22 protein-coding genes are annotated in these 20,192 nt (G+C 68.8%); 17 read left to right on the top strand and 5 right to left on the bottom strand.

Annotated elements, in window-relative coordinates; genetic code table 11:
• The first annotated feature begins 300 nt into the window (after positions 1 to 300).
• Positions 301 to 762: a tripartite tricarboxylate transporter TctB family protein gene (locus tag FHX60_RS02865; protein ID WP_092307001.1), complete on the top strand. Its 462-nt coding sequence runs from the start codon at positions 301 to 303 to the stop codon at positions 760 to 762.
• Positions 763 to 775: 13 nt separating this feature from the next.
• Positions 776 to 2,278, top strand: coding sequence for a tripartite tricarboxylate transporter permease (locus tag FHX60_RS02860; RefSeq protein ID WP_112774507.1), 1,503 nt, complete (start codon positions 776 to 778; stop codon positions 2,276 to 2,278).
• Between the two features lie 88 nt (positions 2,279 to 2,366).
• Here the strand turns inward: FHX60_RS02860 and FHX60_RS02855 are convergent, their stop codons facing one another.
• Positions 2,367 to 3,251: a LysR substrate-binding domain-containing protein gene (locus FHX60_RS02855; protein ID WP_092306999.1), complete on the bottom strand. Its 885-nt coding sequence runs from the start codon at positions 3,249 to 3,251 to the stop codon at positions 2,367 to 2,369.
• A gap of 161 nt (positions 3,252 to 3,412) precedes the next feature.
• Here FHX60_RS02855 and FHX60_RS02850 point away from each other — a divergent pair, with 161 nt between their 5' ends.
• The 4 genes from FHX60_RS02850 to FHX60_RS02835 all read left to right on the top strand — a co-directional run bounded on the left by FHX60_RS02850 (position 3,413) and on the right by FHX60_RS02835 (position 7,941).
• Positions 3,413 to 4,390, top strand: a complete 978-nt coding sequence (locus tag FHX60_RS02850) for a Bug family tripartite tricarboxylate transporter substrate binding protein (RefSeq protein ID WP_183282502.1) — start codon at positions 3,413 to 3,415, stop codon at positions 4,388 to 4,390.
• Between the two features lie 48 nt (positions 4,391 to 4,438).
• Positions 4,439 to 6,064 carry a gamma-glutamyltransferase gene (ggt, locus tag FHX60_RS02845; RefSeq protein ID WP_183282501.1) on the top strand — a complete coding sequence of 542 codons (1,626 nt, stop codon included), beginning with the start codon at positions 4,439 to 4,441 and terminating at the stop codon, positions 6,062 to 6,064.
• 326 nt (positions 6,065 to 6,390) lie between these two features.
• Positions 6,391 to 7,251, top strand: a complete 861-nt coding sequence (locus tag FHX60_RS02840) for a PhzF family protein (RefSeq protein WP_183282500.1) — start codon at positions 6,391 to 6,393, stop codon at positions 7,249 to 7,251.
• A gap of 72 nt (positions 7,252 to 7,323) precedes the next feature.
• Positions 7,324 to 7,941 carry a pyridoxamine 5'-phosphate oxidase family protein gene (locus tag FHX60_RS02835; protein WP_092306991.1) on the top strand — a complete coding sequence of 206 codons (618 nt, stop codon included), beginning with the start codon at positions 7,324 to 7,326 and terminating at the stop codon, positions 7,939 to 7,941.
• On the opposite strand, the gene FHX60_RS02830 is transcribed toward FHX60_RS02835, so the two are convergent.
• Entirely contained in the window at positions 7,938 to 9,398 is a 1,461-nt protein-coding gene (locus FHX60_RS02830; protein ID WP_183282499.1) for a CoA transferase, read from the bottom strand. The genes FHX60_RS02835 and FHX60_RS02830 overlap by 4 nt on opposite strands.
• 248 nt (positions 9,399 to 9,646) lie before the next feature.
• On the opposite strand from FHX60_RS02830, the gene FHX60_RS02825 reads away from it, so the two are divergent.
• The 7 genes from FHX60_RS02825 to FHX60_RS02795 all read left to right on the top strand — a co-directional run bounded on the left by FHX60_RS02825 (position 9,647) and on the right by FHX60_RS02795 (position 14,167).
• Positions 9,647 to 11,404, top strand: coding sequence for a glutamine--tRNA ligase/YqeY domain fusion protein (locus FHX60_RS02825; RefSeq protein ID WP_092306987.1), 1,758 nt, complete (start codon positions 9,647 to 9,649; stop codon positions 11,402 to 11,404).
• Positions 11,404 to 11,646: an RNA-binding S4 domain-containing protein gene (locus tag FHX60_RS02820; RefSeq protein ID WP_112774501.1), complete on the top strand. Its 243-nt coding sequence runs from the start codon at positions 11,404 to 11,406 to the stop codon at positions 11,644 to 11,646. Before FHX60_RS02825 ends, FHX60_RS02820 begins: the two co-directional genes overlap by 1 nt.
• Positions 11,647 to 11,712: 66 nt before the next feature.
• On the top strand, positions 11,713 to 12,096 hold the full coding sequence (locus tag FHX60_RS02815) for an MAPEG family protein (RefSeq protein WP_112774500.1): 384 nt from the start codon (positions 11,713 to 11,715) through the stop codon (positions 12,094 to 12,096).
• Positions 12,097 to 12,101: 5 nt separating this feature from the next.
• Complete coding sequence (locus FHX60_RS02810; protein WP_183282498.1) at positions 12,102 to 12,689, top strand: YceI family protein; 588 nt, start codon at positions 12,102 to 12,104, stop codon at positions 12,687 to 12,689.
• Positions 12,690 to 12,802: 113 nt separating this feature from the next.
• A complete protein-coding gene (locus FHX60_RS02805; protein ID WP_092306981.1) occupies positions 12,803 to 13,111 on the top strand; it encodes a hypothetical protein in 309 nt (102 codons plus the stop codon).
• Between the two features lie 97 nt (positions 13,112 to 13,208).
• Positions 13,209 to 13,757 (top strand): YaeQ family protein, encoded by a 549-nt coding sequence (locus tag FHX60_RS02800; RefSeq protein ID WP_012353517.1) that lies wholly within the window; start codon positions 13,209 to 13,211, stop codon positions 13,755 to 13,757.
• A gap of 62 nt (positions 13,758 to 13,819) precedes the next feature.
• Complete coding sequence (locus FHX60_RS02795) at positions 13,820 to 14,167, top strand: FKBP-type peptidyl-prolyl cis-trans isomerase (protein ID WP_018008195.1); 348 nt, start codon at positions 13,820 to 13,822, stop codon at positions 14,165 to 14,167.
• An 88-nt stretch (positions 14,168 to 14,255) separates the two neighbouring features.
• Here the strand turns inward: FHX60_RS02795 and FHX60_RS02790 are convergent, their stop codons facing one another.
• Positions 14,256 to 14,576, bottom strand: a complete 321-nt coding sequence (locus tag FHX60_RS02790) for a hypothetical protein (RefSeq protein WP_062801360.1) — start codon at positions 14,574 to 14,576, stop codon at positions 14,256 to 14,258.
• Between the two features lie 256 nt (positions 14,577 to 14,832).
• On the opposite strand from FHX60_RS02790, the gene FHX60_RS02785 reads away from it, so the two are divergent.
• Together FHX60_RS02785 and FHX60_RS02780 are read left to right on the top strand one after the other, a co-directional pair.
• A complete protein-coding gene (locus FHX60_RS02785) occupies positions 14,833 to 15,588 on the top strand; it encodes a gamma-glutamylcyclotransferase (RefSeq protein WP_221209885.1) in 756 nt (251 codons plus the stop codon).
• 17 nt (positions 15,589 to 15,605) lie between these two features.
• Positions 15,606 to 16,421 carry an ankyrin repeat domain-containing protein gene (locus tag FHX60_RS02780; RefSeq protein ID WP_183282497.1) on the top strand — a complete coding sequence of 272 codons (816 nt, stop codon included), beginning with the start codon at positions 15,606 to 15,608 and terminating at the stop codon, positions 16,419 to 16,421.
• Between the two features lie 70 nt (positions 16,422 to 16,491).
• Here the strand turns inward: FHX60_RS02780 and FHX60_RS02775 are convergent, their stop codons facing one another.
• Positions 16,492 to 18,207 (bottom strand): long-chain fatty acid--CoA ligase, encoded by a 1,716-nt coding sequence (locus FHX60_RS02775; protein WP_183282496.1) that lies wholly within the window; start codon positions 18,205 to 18,207, stop codon positions 16,492 to 16,494.
• A gap of 198 nt (positions 18,208 to 18,405) precedes the next feature.
• Between FHX60_RS02775 and trxA the strand changes: the two genes are divergently transcribed.
• Positions 18,406 to 19,257 carry a thioredoxin gene (gene trxA / locus FHX60_RS02770; protein ID WP_183282495.1) on the top strand — a complete coding sequence of 284 codons (852 nt, stop codon included), beginning with the start codon at positions 18,406 to 18,408 and terminating at the stop codon, positions 19,255 to 19,257.
• Positions 19,258 to 19,325: 68 nt separating this feature from the next.
• Positions 19,326 to 19,703, top strand: coding sequence for a cupin domain-containing protein (locus FHX60_RS02765; RefSeq protein ID WP_092306967.1), 378 nt, complete (start codon positions 19,326 to 19,328; stop codon positions 19,701 to 19,703).
• 18 nt (positions 19,704 to 19,721) lie between these two features.
• Here FHX60_RS02765 and FHX60_RS02760 read toward each other — a convergent pair whose 3' ends face one another.
• On the bottom strand, positions 19,722 to 20,162 hold the full coding sequence (locus tag FHX60_RS02760) for a bacteriohemerythrin (protein ID WP_112774494.1): 441 nt from the start codon (positions 20,160 to 20,162) through the stop codon (positions 19,722 to 19,724).
• Positions 20,163 to 20,192 lie beyond the last annotated feature (30 nt).

Genomic DNA, 20,192 nt, shown 5'->3' with positions numbered 1-20,192 from the left:
CGCCGCGGTGGGCCACCACGGCGCGCAAGACCGTTCCGGATGATAGCGCAGCAGCCCGGGCTGCCACCCGCCAACCCGCCTGCAGCCTGGCTCGGCGGCACTTTTAAGCGCGCTCTCACTAGGGGATACCCGAACCATGACCCCATTTGCAGACATCTGAAAGGTAGCTGAAAGGTCGCCCCCTTACCTTCCACCCTGCCCGCCGGAAGGCCTCCGGATTTCGCTGCATTGGTGCAACGCAGCAAAGCCAGCAAAGAGGCCCGCCGCAGATTTCAAGCAGTCTTATCGAGGAGATTCACTTTGCGCATACGTAGCCAAAAGGACTTTGCCTCCGGCCTGATGTTCATCCTGGTCGGATTCGGCTTTTCCTGGGTCGCACGCGGTTATTCCATGGGAACCGCCGCAAAAATGGGACCGGGATACTTCCCGTTCTGGCTCGGCATCGTGCTCGCCCTGCTGGGCGCGCTGGTGCTGTTCGGCTCGCTGTCGTCCAAGACGGAAGAAGACAGCCTGGCCCGCTGGGACATCAAGACGCTGTTGTGGATCCTCGGTTCGGTGGTGCTGTTCGGCCTGCTGCTCAAGCCGCTGGGCATGGTGCTGTCGGTGCTGGTGCTGGTGCTGGTGTCGTCGATGGCCAGCCACGAGTTCAGCTGGAAGGGCGCCATCCTGAACGCGGTCATCCTGGTGCTGATCAGCCTGGGCGCGTTCGTGTACGGCATCAACCTGCAGATGCCGGTGTGGCCGGCTTTCCTGGCAAGCTAAGGAGGCCGCCAACATGGAACTACTCACCAACCTGAGTCTGGGCTTCTCCACCGCCCTGACCTTCCAGAACCTCGCGTACGCCTTCCTGGGCTGCGTGCTGGGCACCCTGATCGGCGTGCTGCCGGGCCTGGGGCCGCTGGCCACCATCGCCATGCTGCTGCCGGTGACCTACACGCTGCCGCCGGTGGCCGCGCTGATCATGCTGGCCGGCATCTACTACGGCGCCCAGTACGGCGGCTCGACCACCGCCATCCTGGTGAACCTGCCCGGTGAATCGTCGTCGGTGGTGACCACCATCGATGGCTACCAGATGGCCAGGCGAGGGCGAGCGGGGGTGGCGCTGGCGACAGCGGGCCTGGGCTCGTTCTTCGCCGGCTGCGTCGCCACCATGATCCTGGCCGCGTTTGCCGCGCCGCTGTCGGAACTGGCGTTCAAGTTCGGCCCCGCCGAGTACTTCTCGCTGATGGTGCTGGGCCTGATCGGCGCCGTGGTGCTGGCATCGGGTTCGCTGGTCAAGGCCATCGCCATGATCGTGCTGGGCCTGCTGCTGGGCCTGGTCGGCACCGACGTCAACTCGGGCGCAGCGCGCTTTTCGTTCGACGTGCCGGAACTGACTGACGGCCTGAACTTCGTCTCGGTGGCAATGGGTATCTTCGGCTTTGCCGAGATCATCGCCAACCTGGAGCAGAAGGAGCACCGCGAGACCTTCACCGACCACATCACCAACCTGTTCCCGACCAAGGACGACTTCAAGCGCATGATCCCGGCCGTGCTGCGCGGCACCGCGCTGGGCTCGGCGCTGGGCATCCTGCCGGGCGGCGGCGCCTCGCTGGCCTCGTTCGCGGCGTACTCGCTGGAGAAGAAGACCTCCAAGTACCCGCAGGAATTCGGCAAGGGCGCGATCGAAGGCGTGGCGGGTCCGGAATCGGCCAACAACGCGGCCTCGCAGACCTCGTTCATCCCGCTGCTGACGCTGGGCATTCCGCCCAACGCAGTGATGGCGCTGATGGTGGGTGCGATGACCATCCACAACATCCAGCCCGGCCCGCAGGTGATGACCAGCAACCCGGCGCTGTTCTGGGGTCTGATCGCCTCGATGTGGATCGGCAACCTGATGCTGATCGTGCTGAACCTGCCGCTGATCGGCATCTGGGTGAAGCTGCTGAAGGTGCCTTACCGCTACCTGTATCCGGCCATCCTGACGTTCTGCTGCATCGGCGTGTACTCGGTCCAGAACACCACCTTCGACGTGTTCCAGACCGCCGCCTTCGGCGTGGTGGGCTACCTGTTCATCAAGCTGCGCTGCGAACCGGCACCGCTGCTGCTCGGCTTCGTGCTGGGGCCGATGATGGAAGAAAACTTCCGCCGCTCGCTGCTGCTGTCGCGTGGTGACTTCAGCGTGTTCGTGACGCGCCCGCTGTCGCTGGGCCTGCTGATCGCCGCCGCGGTGCTGGTCGTGATCGTGGCGCTGCCGTCGATCAAGGCCAAGCGCGAAGAAGCATTCCAGGAAGAATAAGCAGGGAACATCGCCGGCCTGGCGCCGGCGGCAACAACGCTGAAGGGCACCGCGAGGTGCCCTTTTTTTCGTCCGCCGCCCGTCGCCGCTAGGCGCCGAACAGTTCGCTGCAGGCCGCGCGCACCGCCGCCGTGACCTGTCCGCGGCCGTGGTCGCGCCGCTCCAGCATGCCGATCTGGCGCATCACCGGCTCGCCGTTGACCAGCAGCGGCAGCACGCGCAAGGCGTCGTCGTCGCGCCAGCGCGCCCGCCGCAGCAGTGGCACCACGGTCACCCCCACCTCCTGCCGCACCAGTTCGACCAGCGCCTCGATCGCGTTCAGTTCCAGGAACTCATTGACCTTCAGGTGGGCGCGGCGCAGCGCGCGCTCCACCAGCACGCCGGTGCGCTGGCTGCGGTCGAAGCGCAGGTAGGGGTTGGCCGCGAGCGCCTCGCGCGCGTCGCGGCCCGGGCTGCCGCGCGCGGCGATGGCCACCAGCGGCTCCTGGTACAGCGGCGTCCAGCGCAGCGTGCCGGGCACGCGCGCGGCGCCTTCCACCAGGATGGCGGCGTCGAGTTCGCCGGCCTCCACCTGCGCCGCCAGCTCGATCGACTTGGCGCCGACCAGGCGCACATCGAGGGCCGGATAGGTGCGCTTCATGCGCGCCACCGCGTGCGACAGGCCGCCCATCACCGACACCACCGCGCCCACCGCGACCGCGCCCGCCATGGCTTCAGCCGACGCCAGCGGCAACCGCATCTCGTCATACAGCGCCAGCAGCTTGCGTGCCTGCGGCAGCAGCGCACGGCCATCCGCATTGAGCACCGCCACCCGGCCGTTGCGGTCGAACAGTTCGCGGCGCAGCTCGGTCTCCAGCGCGCGCATCTGCAGGCTGACCGCCGCCTGGGTCAGCGCCACCTGCGCCGCGGCGGCGGCGAACGAGCCGTGATCGGCCACGGCGACGAAGGTACGAAGGAAACGGACAGTGCTCATGATGCACACCAGGCAAAAAACGCCCCTGTCGCCAGGGCGTTCAATACTTAAAAAATTCTTGCGACATCGGAAAGAAATATTAGCTTTCTTTGTGACCGCCGGCACGGAATAATGAAGGCCGATCATCAATCCGTCCTGCGCCTGATTCTCCGGAGACACCCATGACATCCTGGCTGCGCCGCCTCGGCACCGGCCTCGGCATCGGCCTGTGCCTGGCCGCCACCCCTGCATTGGCCGACACCTATCCGAGCAAGCCGATCCGGCTGTTCGTGCCCTTCCCCGCCAGCGGCGCGACCGACCTGCTGGCCCGCGCCATCGCGCAGAAGGTGGGCAGCAACATGGGCCAGCAGATCGTGGTCGACAACCGTCCCGGCGCCGGCGGCGCGATCGGCTCGGACATGGCTGCCAAGGCCGCGCCCGACGGCTATACGCTGCTGATCGCCACCACCAGCACGCATTCGATCGGCCCGCACATCAATCCCCGCTTGCCGTACCAGACCGAGACCGACTTCACGCCGGTGGGCCAGGTCGCGATCGCCACCAACGTGCTGGTGGTGCCCAACAGCCTGCCGGTGAAGAACGTGCGCGAACTGGTCGACTACGCCAAGAAGCATCCCGGCGAGCTGAACTACGCCTCGAGCGGCAACGGCACCGTGGTGCACCTGACCACCGAGGCGTTCAAGACGCAGGCCGGCGTGTTCATCACCCACATCCCTTACCGCGGCACTGCGCTGGCTGTGCCTGACCTGATCTCCGGCAAGGTGCAGGTGCTGTTCGACAGCATCGTGTCGGGCCTGCCGCATGTGAAGGACGGCAAGCTCAAGGCGCTGGCGGTGACCAGCGCCAGGCGCTCGCCGCTGGCGCCGGAAATCCCCACCGCCAGCGAATCGGGCCTGCCGGGCTTCGTCTCCGATACCTGGTTCGGCATCTATGGCCCCAGGGGCATGCCGGCCGATATCGTCAACCGCCTCAATGCCGAGTTCAACAAGGCCATCCAGTCGCCCGAGGTGAAGGAGCGGCTGGCCAAGCTGGGCGCCGAACCGGTTGGCGGCACGCCCGCCCAGTTCGCGGCCATGGTGAAGCAGGACAGCGCGCGCTGGGGCAAGCTGATCAGGGATCGCAAGATCACGGCAGAATAAGTACGCCACCGAGCGCCCCCGGGCGCACCGAGCACAAAGGACTTACCCATGCAGAACTTCAACTGGACCAACCCCTACCCGTCCGTGCGCATCCCGCTGTTTGCGCGCAACGTGGTCTCGACCTCGCACCCGCTCGCCGCGCAGGCCGGCCTGCGCATGCTGCTCAAGGGCGGCAACGCCGTCGATGCCGCCATCGCCGCGGCCGCCGCCATCACCATCGTCGAGCCGGTGTCGTGCGGCCTGGGCAGCGACGCCTTCGCCATCCTGTGGGACGGCAAGTCGCTGCACGGCCTGAACTCGTCGGGCGTGGCCCCGGCGGCATGGAGCCCGGAATACTTCAAGGCCAGGTACGGCACCGACGCCGCCGGCCTCGCCAACCGGCCGATCCGCGGCTGGGACTCGGTCACCGTCCCCGGCATGGTCGCCGGCTGGGCCGCGCTGCACGAGCGTTTCGGCAAGCTGCCGTTCGCCGACCTGATGGAGCCGGCGGTCGAGATCGCCGAGCGCGGCTACGCCGTGCCGCCGGTGGTGGCGCACAAGTGGGCTGCCGCGGTGCCGGAACTGAAGGACCAGCCCGGCTACGCCGACACCTTCATGCCCAACGGCCGCGCCCCGGCGGTGGGCGAGAAATTCACCATGAAGGCCGCCGCCGAGACCCTGCGCCAGATCGGCGCGACCCGCGGCCGCGCCTACTACGAAGGCGAGATCGCCGAGAAGATCGCCGCCTTCAGCAAGCAGTGCGGCGGCGCGATGACGCTCGACGACCTGCGCAACTACCAGCCCGACTGGGTCAAGCCGATCAGCAAGTCCTATCGCGGCTACGAGCTGCACGAAATCCCGCCCAATGGCCAGGGCATCGCCGCGCTGATCGCGCTGGGCATCCTCGACCAGTTCGACCTGGCCTCGATCCCGGTGGATTCGGTCGATTCGCAGCACCTGCAGATCGAGGCCATGAAGCTGGCCTTCGCCGACCTGTACCAGTACGTGGCGGATCCGCGCAGCATGGAAGTCACGCCCGAGCAGATGCTGGACGACGCCTACCTGAAGTCGCGCGCCAGGCTGATCGACATGCAGCGCGCCACGCATTTCAACTTCGGCATGCCCAAGGTCGGCGGCACCATCTACCTGACCGCGGCGGACGAGAACGGCATGATGATCTCGTTCATCCAGTCGAACTACATGGGCTTCGGCTCGGGCGTGGTGGTGCCGGGCACCGGCATCAGCCTGCAGAACCGCGGCGTCGGCTTCTCGATGGATCCGAAATCCGCCAATGTGGTCGCGGGCGGCAAGCGTCCGTTCCACACCATCATCCCGGCCTTCCTGACAAAGAACGGCCAGCCGGTGATGAGCTTCGGCGTGATGGGCGGCGACATGCAGCCGCAGGGCCACGTGCAGACCGTGGTGCGCATGCTTGACTACAACCAGCAGCCGCAGGCGGCCTGCTGCGCGCCGCGCTGGAAGGTCAACCGCGACTTCACGCTGGACGTCGAAGGCACCATGGACCCGGCCACGGTCGAGGGCCTGAAGGCGCGCGGCCACCAGCTCAAGTCGGTGGACGATCCGTACATGGACTTCGGCTCCGGGCAATTCATCTGGCGCCTGTCGGACGACGCCGAGCACGGCTACGTCGCGGCCAGCGACAGCCGGCGCGACGGGCAGGCGGTGGGGTTCTGAGCACCAGATTCGGGAGCACCAACGCCGCCCCGAACCACCATTTGTTTACTCCCTCTCCCCTCACGGGGAGAGGGCCGGGGTGAGGGTGGTTTGGCCAGGAACCACACAAAACGGGGCCAATGGTTTTCTCCAGCATGTTGGCTTCGGCCAGCGCCGGCCCTCTCCCCCGCCCCTCTCCCGCAAGCGGGCGAGGGGAGCTTGCTGCGAACGGCATCGCGAGAACAGCGCCGGTCCAACTGGCCCGCTCGCAAACCCACCAATTGTCCATGGCCCGCCGGCCCGGTCTCCGTACACTGTGACGGAAGAATCCCGGGAGTCCCCACGCCATGACCACCTACGCCTTCCGCCTGCTCAACGTCTTTGCCGAATCCACCTTCGGCGGCAATCCCCTGTGCGTGTTCGAGGATGCGCGCGGCATGGACGACGCCACCATGCAGGCGCTGGCGCTGCAGTTCAACCTGTCGGAAACCACCTTTATCCTGCCGTCGGAACAGGCCAGCGCGCGGGTGCGCATCTTCACCACCGGCTATGAGATGCGCTTCGCCGGCCATCCGACGCTGGGCACCGCGCACGTGGTGCGCGACCTCGCCCGCACCGGCGATGCGCTGGCGCTGGAGTTCGCCGCGGGCGTGGTGCCCGTGACCGCGCAGGCAGAGGTCTGGACTTTCACCGCGCCCCACCGCGGCAAGCCGAGGACCGCGCCGGCCGGGCTGCCCAACGCCGACATGGCCAGCCTGCTCGGCCTGCGGGAACAAGACCTGCTGATGCCGCCCATGTGGGTCGATACCGGCGCCGACCAGCTGCTGGTGCCGGTGCGCAGTGTCGACGCCGTGCGCCGCGCCCATCCGGACAGCGCGCGGCTCGGCATCTGGCCGCAAAGCAGCCTGGGCCGCAAGACCGCCTACGTCTTTGCTTTCGACCCCGAACAGCCCGGGCGCGTGCTGTCGCGCTACTTCTTCACCAAGCAGGGCGGCGGCGTGGCCGAGGATCCCGGCACGGGCTCGGCCTGTGCCAACCTGGGCGGCTGGCTGCTGGCCACCGGCCATGCGCTGCCGGCTGCCTGTGCGATCGACCAGGGCGAGGCCGTGGGCCGCCCCTGCCGGCTGCGCCTGGCCGTCGATGCCGAGGGCGCAATCCGCGTGGGCGGGCGCGTGCTGGAGATCGGCCGGGGCACCGTAACCGTGTAAGGCCTGCGCGCCGCGCTAGTGCGTTACATTGACGCTTTCGCCCCACCTACGCCCACCCACGCCCAGCCTGCCATGACCCCGCACGCCATCACCACGCTGGCCGAACTGGAAGCGCTCTACGCGCAACCGGCGGCGCCCTCGCTATCCAAGCAAGTCGATTACCTGCACCCGCACTACCAGGCCTTTATCGAAGCGGCGCCGTTCTGCCTGCTGTCGACGGTCGGGCAGGACTGGGCCGAATGCTCGCCGCGCGGCGACGCCCCTGGCTTCGTCCAGGTGCTGGACCCGCGCACGCTGCTGCTGCCGGACCGGCGCGGCAACAACCGCATCGACAGCCTGCGCAATATCGTTGCCGATCCGCGCGTGGGCCTGCTGTTCGTGATCCCCGGCATCAACGAGACCATCCGCGTCAACGGCACCGCGCAGATCAGCGTCGATCCGGCGCTGATCGCGCGCTGCGTCGTGGACGGCAAGGCCCCGACCACGGTGCTGGTGATCACGGTGCAGGCGGTGTTCTTCCAGTGCGCCCGCGCGCTGATCCGCTCGCGCCTGTGGGCCGCGCAGTCGCAGGTCGCGCGCCAGTCCCTGCCCAGCAACGGCGAGATCCTGGCCACGCTGAGCGGCAACGCCATCGACGGCGCCGCCTATGACCGCGACCTGCCCGAGCGGCAGCGCACCACGCTCTACTAGCGCGGCAGCCACTCCGGCGCGTGCGTGCCGAGCGGCTCGGACGGCAGCGTCCAGCGCGCCGGGGTCTCGGCCAGCTGCGCGGCGTGGCGCACCACCGTCAGCATGCCGAAGCCGGATGGCACCGCTTCGAGCAGGTCGGCCACGTCGTCGATCTTCTGCTCGGGCGCCTTGAGCCCGTCGGCCACGCGCCCGAGTCCGCGCAGCCACTGCCCTACCTGCGCCAGCGACACGCGCACATGCCAGCTGCCCCCCTCCACCGCGCGCCGGTGCAGCGCCGCCATCGCGCCGAATGCCAGCAGGTAGCCCGCGGCGTGGTCCAGCACCTGGGCCGGCAACGGGCGCGGCATGTTGATGCCGTCCTTGCTGCCGCCGGCTTCCGCCTCGGCGTGGTTGAAGCCGGTGGCGGTCTGCACCAGCGAATCGAAGCCGCGCTTGTGCGCCCACGGCCCGACGTGGCCATACGCGCTCAGCGACACATAGACGATGCCCGGACGGGCGCGCGCCGCGGCCTCCGGGCCCGCGCCCAGTTCAGCCAGGCCGCCGGGACGGTAGCCTTGCACCAGCACGTCGGCGCCGTGCAGCAGCTTGTGCAGCGTGCGCTTGTCGTCGGCATCGCGCAGGTCCAGCTGGCAGCTGCGCTTGCCGCGGCCGGTGTCGATCACCAGCGGTGCGATCGACGGCAGGTGCGGCGCGGTCACCAGCAGCACGTCGGCGCCATGTGCGGCCAGCGTGCGGCCCGCCACCGGGCCGGCGATGATGCGGGTGAAATCGAGCACGCGCACGCCCGACAACGGCTGCTCGCCCGCCGACACCCGCGCCGACACCGGCGCCGGCAGCGGCTGCGGCGGGGCGTCGCCGATCCGCTCCAGCGTCAGCGGCGGCAGGCCGCGCAGCGCCGCCGCCTGCGGGTGGCGGTCCCATTCATCGAAGCTGCGCAGCGCGGCCACCACGAGGCCGGCGTCGGATGCGGCCGTTTCGAACGCCTCGGCCTCCCATTTCTCCAGCGCCGCCTGTACCGCGGCCTTGTCATAGGCGCAGCCCAGCAGCCGCAGCACGCCGTCGCGGTGATGCGGAAAATTGGTGTGCAGCCGGACCCAGCGGCCGTCGCCGCAACGGTAAATGCCGGCGATCTTGTCCCACAGCTCCGGCGCCGGGCCGCCATCGACGCGCAGGTAGCGCTCGCTGCGGAACTCGGTGATGGCATGGCGCATGTCGACGCTGACCTCCTGCCAGCGGCCGCTGCGGCCTTGCCACAGCGTGGCGGCGGCCAGCGCCGACGCGGCCAGGCTGGCTTGCGCCGCGGTGCCCACGGCAAAGCTCGAAGGCAGCACCGGCTCGGCGCCATCCAGGCGCAGCCGTGCCAGTGCAACGTCAGGCAGGCCGGCATCGCGCCACAGCGCGCCGACGACATCGAGGGGCATGGGCGGCACTTGTGCCGCAGCGGTGGGGGCGTTCATGGGCGTTCCTGCTGCGATGGATGACTGTCGGCCGTGGCCGGCCGGCACGGGTCTCCATGCTACTCCGACACGTCACTTTCGGTGCAGGCAACTTGTGCCGGCAACGAACCGGACCACAAATGAGCCGATGCTCACGGCGTGCGGCGCCGCCGGCACGGTAAAATCCCGCTATTGGCATTCCGCCACGCAATCCGACGACCCGGCCCCCACGCCTTGCAGGCGCTTGCGGCCGGCCAACCGGCGCCATCATGAGCCACGACAACAAGCCTACCGACAGCACCCCAGCCGCCTCCAACTTCCTGCGCAGCATCATCGACCAGGACCTCGCCGCCGGCACCTATGCCGGCCGCCAGGACAAGCAAGGCGAGCCGCTGCCGACCGTCATCACCCGCTTCCCGCCGGAGCCCAACGGCTACCTGCATATCGGCCATGCCAAGAGCATCTGCCTGAACTTCGGGCTGGCGCGCGACTACGGCGGCCGCTGCCACCTGCGCTTCGACGACACCAATCCGGTCAAGGAAGACACCGAATACGTCGACTCCATCATCGACGCCGTGCACTGGCTCGGCTTCTCCTGGGACAGCACCGGCAAGGACGGCGCCGCGCAGCCGCACCTGTACTACGCCAGCGACTACTTCGACCAGCTCTACGCCTTTGCCGAAACGCTGATCGAGCGCGGCGCCGCCTACGTCGACAGCCAGTCGGCCGAGCAGATCGCCGCCAGCCGCGGCAATTTCTCCGAACCGGGCAAGCCCTCGCCCTTCCGCGACCGCAGCGTCGAGGAAAACCTGCAGCTGTTCCGCGACATGCGCGCCGGCAAGTACGCCGACGGCGAGCACGTGCTGCGCGCGAAGATCGACATGGCCGCGCCCAACATCGTCATGCGCGACCCGGTGCTCTACCGCATCCGCCACGCGCATCACCACCGCACCGGCGACAAGTGGTGCATCTACCCGATGTACGACTTCACGCACTGCATCTCGGACGCGCTGGAGAACATCACTCACTCCTTGTGCACGCTGGAGTTCGAGAACAACCGCCCGCTGTACGACTGGGTGCTGGAGCACCTGCGCGACAGCGGCGTGTTCCGCGACCCGCTGCCGCACCAGTATGAGTTCGCGCGGCTGAACCTGACCTACGCCATCACCAGCAAGCGCAAGCTCAAGCAGCTGGTCGACGAACAGCGCGTCGACGGCTGGGACGATCCGCGCATGCCGACGCTGGTGGGCGTGCGCCGCCGCGGCTACACGCCGGAATCGATCCAGCTGTTCTGCGACCGCGTCGGCGTGGCCAAGGCCGACAGCTGGATCGACATGAGCACCCTCGAAGGCTCGGTGCGCGACGACCTCGACGGCCGCGCCGCCCGCGGCGTGGCGGTGCTGGACCCGCTCAGGCTGATCATCGACAACTACCCCGAAGGCCAGAGCGAGGAATGCTCGGCGCCGGTCCACCCCAAGAAGCCGGAACTGGGCAAGCGGGTGTTCCCGCTGTCGCGCGAGCTGTGGATCGAGCGCGAGGACTTCAACGAGACCCCGCCCAAGGGCTACTTCCGCCTGTTCCCCGGCAACAAGGTGCGCCTGAAGTACGGCTACGTCATCGAGTGCACCGGCGTGGACAAGGATGCCGACGGCAACGTGGTCGCCGTGCATGCCAGCTACCTGCCCGACACCAAGAGCGGCACGCCGGGCGCCGACAGCGTCAAGGTCAAGGGCGTGATCCACTGGGTCAGCGCCGCGCATGCGTATGAAGCCGAGGTGCGCCTGTACGACCGCCTGTTCAACGATCCCAATCCGGATGCCGGCGGCAAGAACTTCCTCGATGCGCTCAACCCGGATTCCAAGCAGGTGATCACCGCCTACCTGGAGCCCGGCCTGCGCGAGGCGCAGCCCGAAGACCGCTTCCAGTTCGAGCGCCACGGCTACTTCGTCGCCGACCGCAGCGATTCGACGCCGGGCAAGCCGGTGTTCAACCGCATCGTCGGCCTCAAAGACAGCTGGGGCAAGTGATGGCCAAACCTGGCAAGGCAACGGTGCAGACCATCACCTTCCCGCTCGAGGGCGAGTTCATCGCCCTCAATGACCTGCTCAAGCTGGCGGGCGTGTGCGACAGCGGCGGCGCCGGCAAGGCGCTGGTCGCGGCCGGCGAGGTCTCGGTGGACGGCGCGCCCGAATCGCGCAAGACTGCGAAGATCCGCGCCGGGCAGGTGGTGGGCCTGGCGGGCATCGAGATCCGCGTGGTCGCCGCCTGAGCGCGCGGACCGGCCGGCGCGCCGCCGATTGCGGCTGGCGCCGGCACTGCAACCGAAAGGATGACTATGCCGATCGCTTTCTGGTGCGTGCTGCTGGCCGGCGTCCTGCCGCTGGCGACGGTGGCCATCGCCAAGGCCAGCGCGCCGGGCTATGACAACCATGACCCGCGCGGCTGGCTGGAACGGCAATCCGGCCGCGCACGCCGCGCCGACCTGGCGCATCGCAACCATTTCGAGGCCTTCCCCTTCTTTGCCGCGGCGGTGCTGAGCGCCACCTACCTGCAGGCGCCGCAGGCCCGCGTCGACGAACTGGCGATGGCCTTTATCGCGGTGCGCGTGCTCTACACCCTGTGCTACATCACCGACCGCGCTACCCTGCGCACGCTGTGCTGGACCATCGGCTACCTGACGGTGGCGGGGATCTTCCTGCTGCCGGTCTTTGTCCACTGACGCCCATGGCCCTGCGCGCGCTGGTACTGATGGCCGCCATCGGCATCCCTGCCGTCCACGCGGCGCCGGTCGAGTACACCCTGGATCCGGCCCATACCACCGTCTATTTCTCGGCCAGCCATTTCGAACGCAGTTCGGTGCGCGGGCGCTTCGGCAAGATCGACGGCCGCCTGGTCTATGACGCGGACAGCGGCGCCGGCGCAATCGACGTGACCGTGGACCTGGGCTCGGTCGATACCGGCAACCGCACGCTGGACGGCGTGCTGCGCTCGGCGCAGTTCTTCGATATTGCCGAGCACCCGGTGGCGCGGCTGCGCGCCGACCGCTTCCTGTCTGAAGCTGGCCACCTCGCTGCCGTGGAAGGCGAGCTGACGCTGCATGGGGTGACCCGGCCTGTGCGCCTGCTGGCGGAGCGTTTCCGCTGCGGCGAGGTCACGCTGTTCGGCGTGCGCCGGCACGTCTGCGGCGGCGACTTCCGCGCCGAAGTGCCGCGCAGTGCCTTCGGCATGACTCGCTTCCTGCCCGAGGTCGGCGATATCGTGACGCTGCAAGTGGCGGTCGAGGCATCGCCCGCGGCAAGCGTTCCGCGCTGACCCCGCGCTTACCCTACTCGTCACCTGCGCCACAAATTTCTCTTGTAGAATCAGCGCTTTGCAAAATCCCTGCCACGCTTCGTGCGCGTGTGCGGCGACGCGAGACAGAGACCATGTTCGAGATTCATTCCGGCGACATCGTGGCCGCCGCGCTGGCGGCTGCCGGAGCCTGCCTGGCCTGCAGCATTCCGGGCGACTTCCTGCGCCGCTTCCCGCTGTGGGCGGTGCGCACCTACGGGCGCGGCGCGCTGCTGATGCCGTTCCTGGCGATGATGGTCGGCACCTGGCTGTTCCGCCTCGGCCTCGCCGGCCAGATCGATACCCCGCCGGGCCAGGCGCTGCTGGTGGCGGCGGCCTTCCTCGGCACCCTGCTGGCCTCGGCGCTGCTGCGCTTCTACCTGAAGGAATACCGCAAGCGCTGAGGCGCCGGCTTTGAATTGCCGGCGTTGAATCGCGTATGATGCGGCCTTTTGCGTCGTACGCACCCCAGCCCGGGGCGCCTGCCGCTCACCTCACCTCATGGCGCTCAAATCCACCATCTTCAAGGCCGAACTGTCCGTATCGGACATGGACCGGCCTTATTACGGCAGCCACAGCCTGACCATCGCCCAGCACCCGTCCGAGAACGACGCGCGCATGATGGTGCGCCTGCTGGCCTTTGCCTGCGAAGCCAGCGAAACCCTGGCCTTTACCCGCGGCCTCGACGAACCCGATGAGCCCGACCTGTGGGACAAGCGCCTGACCGGCGACATCGCCCATTGGGTCGAGCTGGGCCAGCCCGACGAGGCCCGCCTGAAACGCGCCGCGGCCCGCGCCGAGCGCGTGACCGTCTACACCTACAATGCCGCGAGCGCGCGCGAGTGGTGGAAGGGCATGGCGGGCAAGGCCGGCAAGCTGCGCAACGTCACCGTCTACAATGTCCCGGCAGAGGCCGTCGACGCGCTGGCCGCGCTGGCGCAGCGCGCCATGCGCCTGTCGGTGACGATCCAGGACGGCGATATCTGGGTGGCCGACGACGATCGCAACGTACAACTGACGCTGGAAGTGCTCCAGCGCGCCCAAGCCTGAGCGCAGCGGCGCTGCGCTCATCTTCCCTGTCCACGTCTTTTCCATCGCAAGGAAACAACGCCATGCAAACCACGCCCTCTGGCCTGCAATACGAAGACACCACCGTCGGCTCCGGCGCCGAAGCCACCGCCGGCAAGCATGTCACCGTGCACTACACCGGCTGGCTGTACGAGAACGGCCAGGCCGGCCGCAAGTTCGATTCGAGCAAGGACCGCAACGACCCGTTCGTGTTCCCGCTGGGCGCCGGCCATGTGATCCGCGGCTGGGACGAGGGCGTGCAGGGCATGAAGGTCGGTGGCGTGCGCCGCCTGGTGATCCCGGCCGACCTGGGCTACGGTGCGCGCGGCGCCGGCGGCGTGATCCCGCCCAACGCGACGCTGCTGTTTGAAGTGGAACTGCTGGCAGTTTAAGCCAACGATCCAGGCCGGCGCCACGCCGCTCCCGCAGGAGCGGCGTCCCGGCCGGAGTGTTCAGCCCGGGCGCCCTGCCCGGGCGCCCTCAGAAGCCGATGGCGGCGTTGCCGACATCGACGCGGACCTTGTCCCGGTCCAGCAGCCGCGCCGCATGGCGCGCATAGTCCTGCGCCCAGGCAGCATCGCCGGAGAAGCGCGCTTCCCCCGAGAACTTGGCGACATTCAGGATCTTGTCGATCACCAGCACCTTGCCCACCGGGCTCGATGCCTGGCAGTCCAGCTCGGTGTATTCCCGGTCGAACCAGCGCCAGGCTGCATCCTCGGTGACCGCGGCCAGCTCGTCCGTGCCGATCGTGAAGTCATATTCCTTGCCGCTGCCGAACACCACCGTAAGCGTACGTGCCATCGCAGGTTCCCCCTGGGTTGGATTGAGGCCCCATTGTAAGGACTCGGCGGCGCCAGCGGCGCGCAATTCGCGCCGGGCTGACCACCGACAAGGATGGGCGGCGCACGGCCACGGCGAGCGGCAGCCGCACCACGCGGCCCGGACCGTTGTCTGGCACCCACACCCGGACCGCTGACTCGGACAATTCCGAACAAAAGTGCCACTTGTGGCATTTCCCCGGCCCGCCCGGGCCGCTGCTTTGATTTATGCTTGCAGCATGGCCATTACGCGACAGGACCTCGAATCCGACCGGCTGCGCACCTCGCTGTGCAGCACTCCGGTTGCGTCCTCGCTGTTGCCCGAGGCCGCGCTGGAGCAATCGCTGGCCGATACGCTGGCGCGCCGCCCCGACGATCCCGCGCTGGGCGGCGATGTCTGGGTCTTCGGCTACGGCTCGCTGATCTGGAACCCGATGGTGGTGCATACCGAGCGCCAGCGCGCCACGGTGCACGGCTACCACCGCGGCTTCTACCTCTATTCCCGCATCAACCGCGGTACCTGGGACAATCCCGGGCTGGTGCTCGGGCTGGACCGCGGCGGCTGCTGCCACGGCATGGTGTTCCGCGTGCCCAGCCATGTGGTCGAGCAGGAGTTCCGCGTGCTGTGGCGGCGCGAGATGCTGACCGGCGCCTACCATCCGCGCTGGCTGCGCATCCGCGTCGGCGCCGCCGGCGCGCCGGAGCAGCGCGCGCTGGCCTTCGTCATGAACCGTTCCCACGAGGCCTACGCCGGCCGGCTGCCTGACGCCAGCGTGGTGGAACGGCTGCGCCACGCCGCCGGCCTGTACGGCCCGGCTCGCGAATACCTGCAGCAAACCCTGCTTGGGCTGGCCACCAACGGTGTCGACGATCCCTACCTCGGGCGGCTCTGGCGCCAGCTGCAGGCGGGAGATGCCGCCGAACCCGCCGCCGAACCTGCCGCCCAGGCGCCGGACAACCTCGCGCTGCCGGCCAGCCCTCACGAAACCGTCTGAGCCCAGGAGCTGCCGTCATGACGCGCCCCGCCGCCCGCACCCGCACCCGCAGACAGGCACTCAATGAGTTGCTGGGGCTGATGGGCTTGCTGATGGGCGGCGGCCTGCTGGCGGCGCAGGGCAGCCAGACCCTGGCGGCGCGTCCCGCGGGCGGTGCCGCCAACCCGCCCGCGGCGCGCCCGCCGCGCGGCCCCGCCCCGCAGGCGCCCCGCGGACTGGCTGGCCGCGACGCCATCGGCACGCTCGACCGCAACCTGATCACCGCCGCCAGCGCCGGCGACCAGGTCCTGGTGTCGCGCCTGCTGGCCGCGGGTGCCTCGGCCCGCGCCGCCGACGTGCAGGGCCGCAGCGCGCTGCTGGCGGCCGTGCAGAACCGCCGCACCGAGGTCGCGCGCACGCTGATGCTGGCCGGCGCCGACGTCAACCTGAAGGACGCCGATGCCAACAGCCCGTTCCTGCTGGCCGCCGCCACCGGCCAGGCCGACATGGTGCGGCTGGCGCTGGCGCACGGCGCCGACCTCGCCAGCACCGACCGCTACCATGGCACCGCGCTGATCGTGGCCAGCCAGCAGGGCCATGTGGAAGTGGTAAAGCTGCTGCTCAAGGCCGGCATTGCCGTCGACCACGTCAACGACCTGGGCTGGACCGCGCTGCTGGAGGCGGTGATCCTGGGCGACGGCAGCGCGCGCTACGAGGATACGGTGCAGCTGCTGCTGGATGCGGGCGCCGACGCCAACCTGGCCGACCGCGAAGGCGTGACACCCACGCGCCATGCGCGCCAACGGGGCTACAAGACCATGGTGAAGATGCTGATGCGGGTGCGCGGGCATTGAGCCCGGGACACGCAGAAAGAAAAAAGGCTGGTCGGGCGACCAGCCTTTTTTCATGCCCGGGCCCGCGGACTCAGGCCGCCGGCGCCGCGCCTGCGGCCGGATTGCGCGCGTTCTCGCTTTCCTGCAGATGGCGCCACATCACCTTGCCGGTGCCCGACTTCGGCAGGGCCTCGACGAACTCCACCACGCGCGGATACTTGTAGGCAGCCATGTTGTCCTTGGCCCAGTCGATGATCTGCTCCGGCGTGGTCTTGCCCCTGGCATGGGCGCGCAGCACCACCACCGCCTTGACGGTCTCGCCGCGGTACGGGTCACGCGTGCCGATGATGCAGGCCTCCTGCACGTCGGGGTGCTTGTACAGCAGGTTCTCGACCTCGGCCGGCCACACCTTGAAGCCCGACGCATTGATCATGCGCTTGAGCCGGTCGGTGATGAAGTAATAGCCCTCTTCGTCCATGCGGCCCAGGTCGCCGGTGCGGAAGAAGGTCTTGCCCTCGAATTCGATGAAGGCCTCGCGCGTGGCATCCTCCTTGCCCCAGTAGCCCTTGAACACCTGCGGCCCGCTGACGATGATCTCGCCGATCTCGTTGGGCGGCAGCTCCTTCAGCGTGACCGGGTCGACCACGCGCGCGTCGGTGTTGAAGGTCGGCACGCCCAGGCACTGCAGCTTGGGCCGGTCCGACGGGTTGCTGTGGGTCGGCGCCATGGTCTCGGACAGCCCGTAGCCCTCCAGGTAATTCAGCCCGAACTGCTCGCGCAGGCGCTCGGCCACCGCTTGCGGCATGGCCGCACCGCCGCCGCCGATATAGCGCAGGCTCGACAGGTCGAACTCAGCCAGGTTGGGGCTGGCCAGGAAGTCGATCACCATGGTCGGGATATTGGTCCAGTGCGTGACCTGGTAGCGCGAGATCAGGCGCCCCGCCACTTCGCGGTCCCAGCGCGGCAGCATCACCACGGTGGCGCCGCTGTAGATCGGCCCGTTCATGCCGTACTGCATGCCGGTGACATGGAACAGCGGCAGCACCGACAGCACCACCGACTCCGCGCCCGAGCCCGACCAGGTCGCGCCGCCGACGATGTTGTGCATCACCGAGCGGTGGGTGTGGATGCAGCCCTTGGGAAAGCCGGTGGTGCCCGAGGTGTACGGCATCACCGCCATGTCGTCCGGGCCGGCGGTATGCGGCCCCGGCTGCAGGCCCGCGCCCAGCGCCTCGGCCCAGGCGGTGGCGCCCGCGGGCAACGGATGCGGCGTGGTCAGCCAGGCCGGCGGCGCGTCTTCCGGATGTTCGTGGGCCGGCGGCAGCGCGTCGGCGTATTGGGTCACCAGCAGGTGTTGCAGGCGCTGCGCCGGTTCCAGCTCGGCCTGCGCCTGCTCGACGCCGGCGGCAAGATCGGCGGTGAAGATGGCCACGCGCGCCTGGGCGTCGGTGACGTAGTGCTTGAACTCCTCGGCGCGGTTCATCGGGTTGACCGGCACCACCACCGCGTCGGCGCGCAGGATGGCGTAGTAGCTGACGATGAACTGCGGGCAGTTCTGCATGTACAGCAGCACCCGGTCGCCCTTCTTCACGCCCGCCTTCTGCTGCAGCCAGCCGGCCAGCGCGGTGGCCTGGGCCTGCAGCTCACGGAAGCTGATGGCGTTGCCGAAATAGCGGATCGCGGCCTTGTCGGCGTAGCGCAGCGCCGAGACCTCCAGGTTGGCCCACAGCGACGTTTCCGGCAGCACGATGGCGGGCGGCAGGCGCTTTGGCCAGAACTGGAAATGCGGGCGGGCGGGGTTCGGCATGAAGGGTCTCCTGTGCGGTCTCGCGGACCGGGTCTGTCGTATGGTCAAGGACTATAACCGAACGATCGTTCTATTTTCAACCGGGTGACTTCCCGGACGGCGACGGTGCGCCCGCGGCAACGGGCGTTGCATTCGGCGCCTTCGCCCTCACAATAGGGGATATCGATTCCCCCATCTTTCTCCCGTCCAGGATTCCCCATGAGCGACGTCACCCTGCAGAATTTTGAAACCGAAGTGATCGACGCCTCGCGCCAGGCTCCCGTGCTGGTCGATTTCTGGGCCCCGTGGTGCGGCCCCTGCCGCACCCTGGGCCCGATGCTGGAACGTCTGGAAGCCGAGGCCGACGGTCAGTGGAAGCTGGTCAAGGTCAATGTCGACGAGAACCAGGAACTGGCCGCGCACTTCGGCGTGCGCAGCATTCCGCATGTGGTGGCGATTGCCGACGGCCAGGCGGTGGACCAGTTCATCGGCGTGCTGTCGGAATCGGGCCTGCGCGAGTTCCTGGGCCGGCTGGCGCCGGGCCAGGCCCAGGCCGGCTCGCCGCTGGCCCACGCGCTGGAACTGGCCGCCGCGGGCAACCGCGACGGCGCCGAGACCTTGTTCGCCGACGCGATCGCGGCGGATCCGGAATCCGATGCCCCGCGCCTGGCCTATATCAGCTTCCTGCTGGACGGCAACGCCATCGACCGGGCCAGGGCCGAGTTCGCGGCGCTGTCGCCACGCGCGGAACAGGAAGATGGCTACGGCGCGCTGCGCACGCGCATCGATGCGATGGAGAACGCCGCCGGCCTGCCCGACGCGGCCACCCTGGCCGGTCGCATCGACGCCGATCCGCGCGACCTCGCCGCGCGCCTGGACCTGGCGCGGCTGATGATCGCGCAGCAGCAGTACGAGCCGGCGCTGGAACAGTTGCTGGCGATCGTGCGCACCGACCGCGGCTTCGAGGACGATATCGGCCGCCGCACCATGCTGTCGGTATTCGAGATGCTGGCCGACCGGCCCGAGGTGGTGTCGCGCTGGCGCCGCCAGCTGAGCACGTCGCTGAACTGACGGCGATGCGGGCCCGGCGCGGTAAACTGGTGGATCCCCAGTTCCGCATCACCGATTCGCCCGCTGCCATGACCGCGCCCCGCCTGATCGACTTCAAGACCGAACCCGCCCCAAGCCACGACCGTCCGCGCCCCGACCGGCTGGTGTCGGGCAATCCGGACCGCACCACCTGGACGCACTACAGCGCGCAGCATGGCGATTTCGATTGCGGTATCTGGGCGTGCGAGCCGGGCGCGTGGCGCATCGCCTTCCCGGCGGGCAAGGAAGAGTTCTTCCACGTCATCAGCGGCCGCATCCGCATCAGCGACGACAGCGGCCATGCCAGCGAATTCGGCCCCGGCGATGCCTGCGTGATCCCGGGCGGCTTTACCGGCGTGTTCCAGGTGCTGGACCCGGTGCGCAAATACTTCGTGGTGATCGACCGCGACGCAGCGCGCCAGGCCTGAGCGCCACGCCGGCGGCAATCACGCCGCCGTGGCGGGGCCTTCGATCAGCGTGAAGCCGTTCTCGCGCATATGCTCGACCATCATCGCGTCCATCGACTTGACGTGATGGTCGAACCAGCCTGACAGCTCGGCCACCAGCCGGCGGCCGAGCTGGAACTCGGCATCGCTGTGGACCTTGTCGCGCACCGCGACGGCCACCGCCAGCACCTGCTGGTGCTCGCCCGCGTGGCAATGGCGCGGGCCGAAGCCCATGGCTTCCATCCACTGCTCTTCCTGGGCGAAATGATGGCGGGTGTGGTCGATCCATGCGTCCATCGCCGCCAGGAAAGCGTCGTCGTCGGCGCTGGCGACCGCCGCCAGCAGCTGCACGAACTCGGCGTGGGTGGCGTCGGTGACCGGTTCGCCCAGGTGCAGGTGGTCCGGCAGGCCGGCGGAGGAAAGCTGGTCTTTGGCGTCCATGGGAAGCGGCGGCAAGCGTGGAGAAAAACG

This window comes from Cupriavidus alkaliphilus (genome assembly GCF_014191175.1).
Lineage (GTDB): Bacteria > Pseudomonadota > Gammaproteobacteria > Burkholderiales > Burkholderiaceae > Cupriavidus > Cupriavidus alkaliphilus.
This window is presented reverse-complemented; position numbering and strand designations above follow the sequence as displayed.

Excerpts from the sequence above, each read along its gene's own strand:
- FHX60_RS02790 (WP_062801360.1), bottom strand. The coding sequence starts at position 14,576 with ATGGCACGTACGCTTACGGTGGTGTTCGGCAGCGGCAAGGAATATGAC.
- FHX60_RS02795 (WP_018008195.1), top strand. The coding sequence starts at position 13,820 with ATGCAAACCACGCCCTCTGGCCTGCAATACGAAGACACCACCGTCGGC.
- FHX60_RS02840 (WP_183282500.1), top strand. The coding sequence starts at position 6,391 with ATGACCACCTACGCCTTCCGCCTGCTCAACGTCTTTGCCGAATCCACC.
- FHX60_RS02780 (WP_183282497.1), top strand. The coding sequence starts at position 15,606 with ATGACGCGCCCCGCCGCCCGCACCCGCACCCGCAGACAGGCACTCAAT.
- FHX60_RS02855 (WP_092306999.1), bottom strand. The coding sequence starts at position 3,251 with ATGAGCACTGTCCGTTTCCTTCGTACCTTCGTCGCCGTGGCCGATCAC.
- FHX60_RS02860 (WP_112774507.1), top strand. The coding sequence starts at position 776 with ATGGAACTACTCACCAACCTGAGTCTGGGCTTCTCCACCGCCCTGACC.
- ggt (WP_183282501.1), top strand. The coding sequence starts at position 4,439 with ATGCAGAACTTCAACTGGACCAACCCCTACCCGTCCGTGCGCATCCCG.
- FHX60_RS02785 (WP_221209885.1), top strand. The coding sequence starts at position 14,833 with ATGGCCATTACGCGACAGGACCTCGAATCCGACCGGCTGCGCACCTCG.
- FHX60_RS02805 (WP_092306981.1), top strand. The coding sequence starts at position 12,803 with ATGTTCGAGATTCATTCCGGCGACATCGTGGCCGCCGCGCTGGCGGCT.
- FHX60_RS02775 (WP_183282496.1), bottom strand. The coding sequence starts at position 18,207 with ATGCCGAACCCCGCCCGCCCGCATTTCCAGTTCTGGCCAAAGCGCCTG.
- FHX60_RS02835 (WP_092306991.1), top strand. The coding sequence starts at position 7,324 with ATGACCCCGCACGCCATCACCACGCTGGCCGAACTGGAAGCGCTCTAC.
- FHX60_RS02820 (WP_112774501.1), top strand. The coding sequence starts at position 11,404 with ATGGCCAAACCTGGCAAGGCAACGGTGCAGACCATCACCTTCCCGCTC.
- FHX60_RS02800 (WP_012353517.1), top strand. The coding sequence starts at position 13,209 with ATGGCGCTCAAATCCACCATCTTCAAGGCCGAACTGTCCGTATCGGAC.
- FHX60_RS02760 (WP_112774494.1), bottom strand. The coding sequence starts at position 20,162 with ATGGACGCCAAAGACCAGCTTTCCTCCGCCGGCCTGCCGGACCACCTG.
- FHX60_RS02765 (WP_092306967.1), top strand. The coding sequence starts at position 19,326 with ATGACCGCGCCCCGCCTGATCGACTTCAAGACCGAACCCGCCCCAAGC.
- FHX60_RS02850 (WP_183282502.1), top strand. The coding sequence starts at position 3,413 with ATGACATCCTGGCTGCGCCGCCTCGGCACCGGCCTCGGCATCGGCCTG.
- FHX60_RS02830 (WP_183282499.1), bottom strand. The coding sequence starts at position 9,398 with ATGAACGCCCCCACCGCTGCGGCACAAGTGCCGCCCATGCCCCTCGAT.
- FHX60_RS02810 (WP_183282498.1), top strand. The coding sequence starts at position 12,102 with ATGGCCCTGCGCGCGCTGGTACTGATGGCCGCCATCGGCATCCCTGCC.
- FHX60_RS02825 (WP_092306987.1), top strand. The coding sequence starts at position 9,647 with ATGAGCCACGACAACAAGCCTACCGACAGCACCCCAGCCGCCTCCAAC.
- trxA (WP_183282495.1), top strand. The coding sequence starts at position 18,406 with ATGAGCGACGTCACCCTGCAGAATTTTGAAACCGAAGTGATCGACGCC.
- FHX60_RS02815 (WP_112774500.1), top strand. The coding sequence starts at position 11,713 with ATGCCGATCGCTTTCTGGTGCGTGCTGCTGGCCGGCGTCCTGCCGCTG.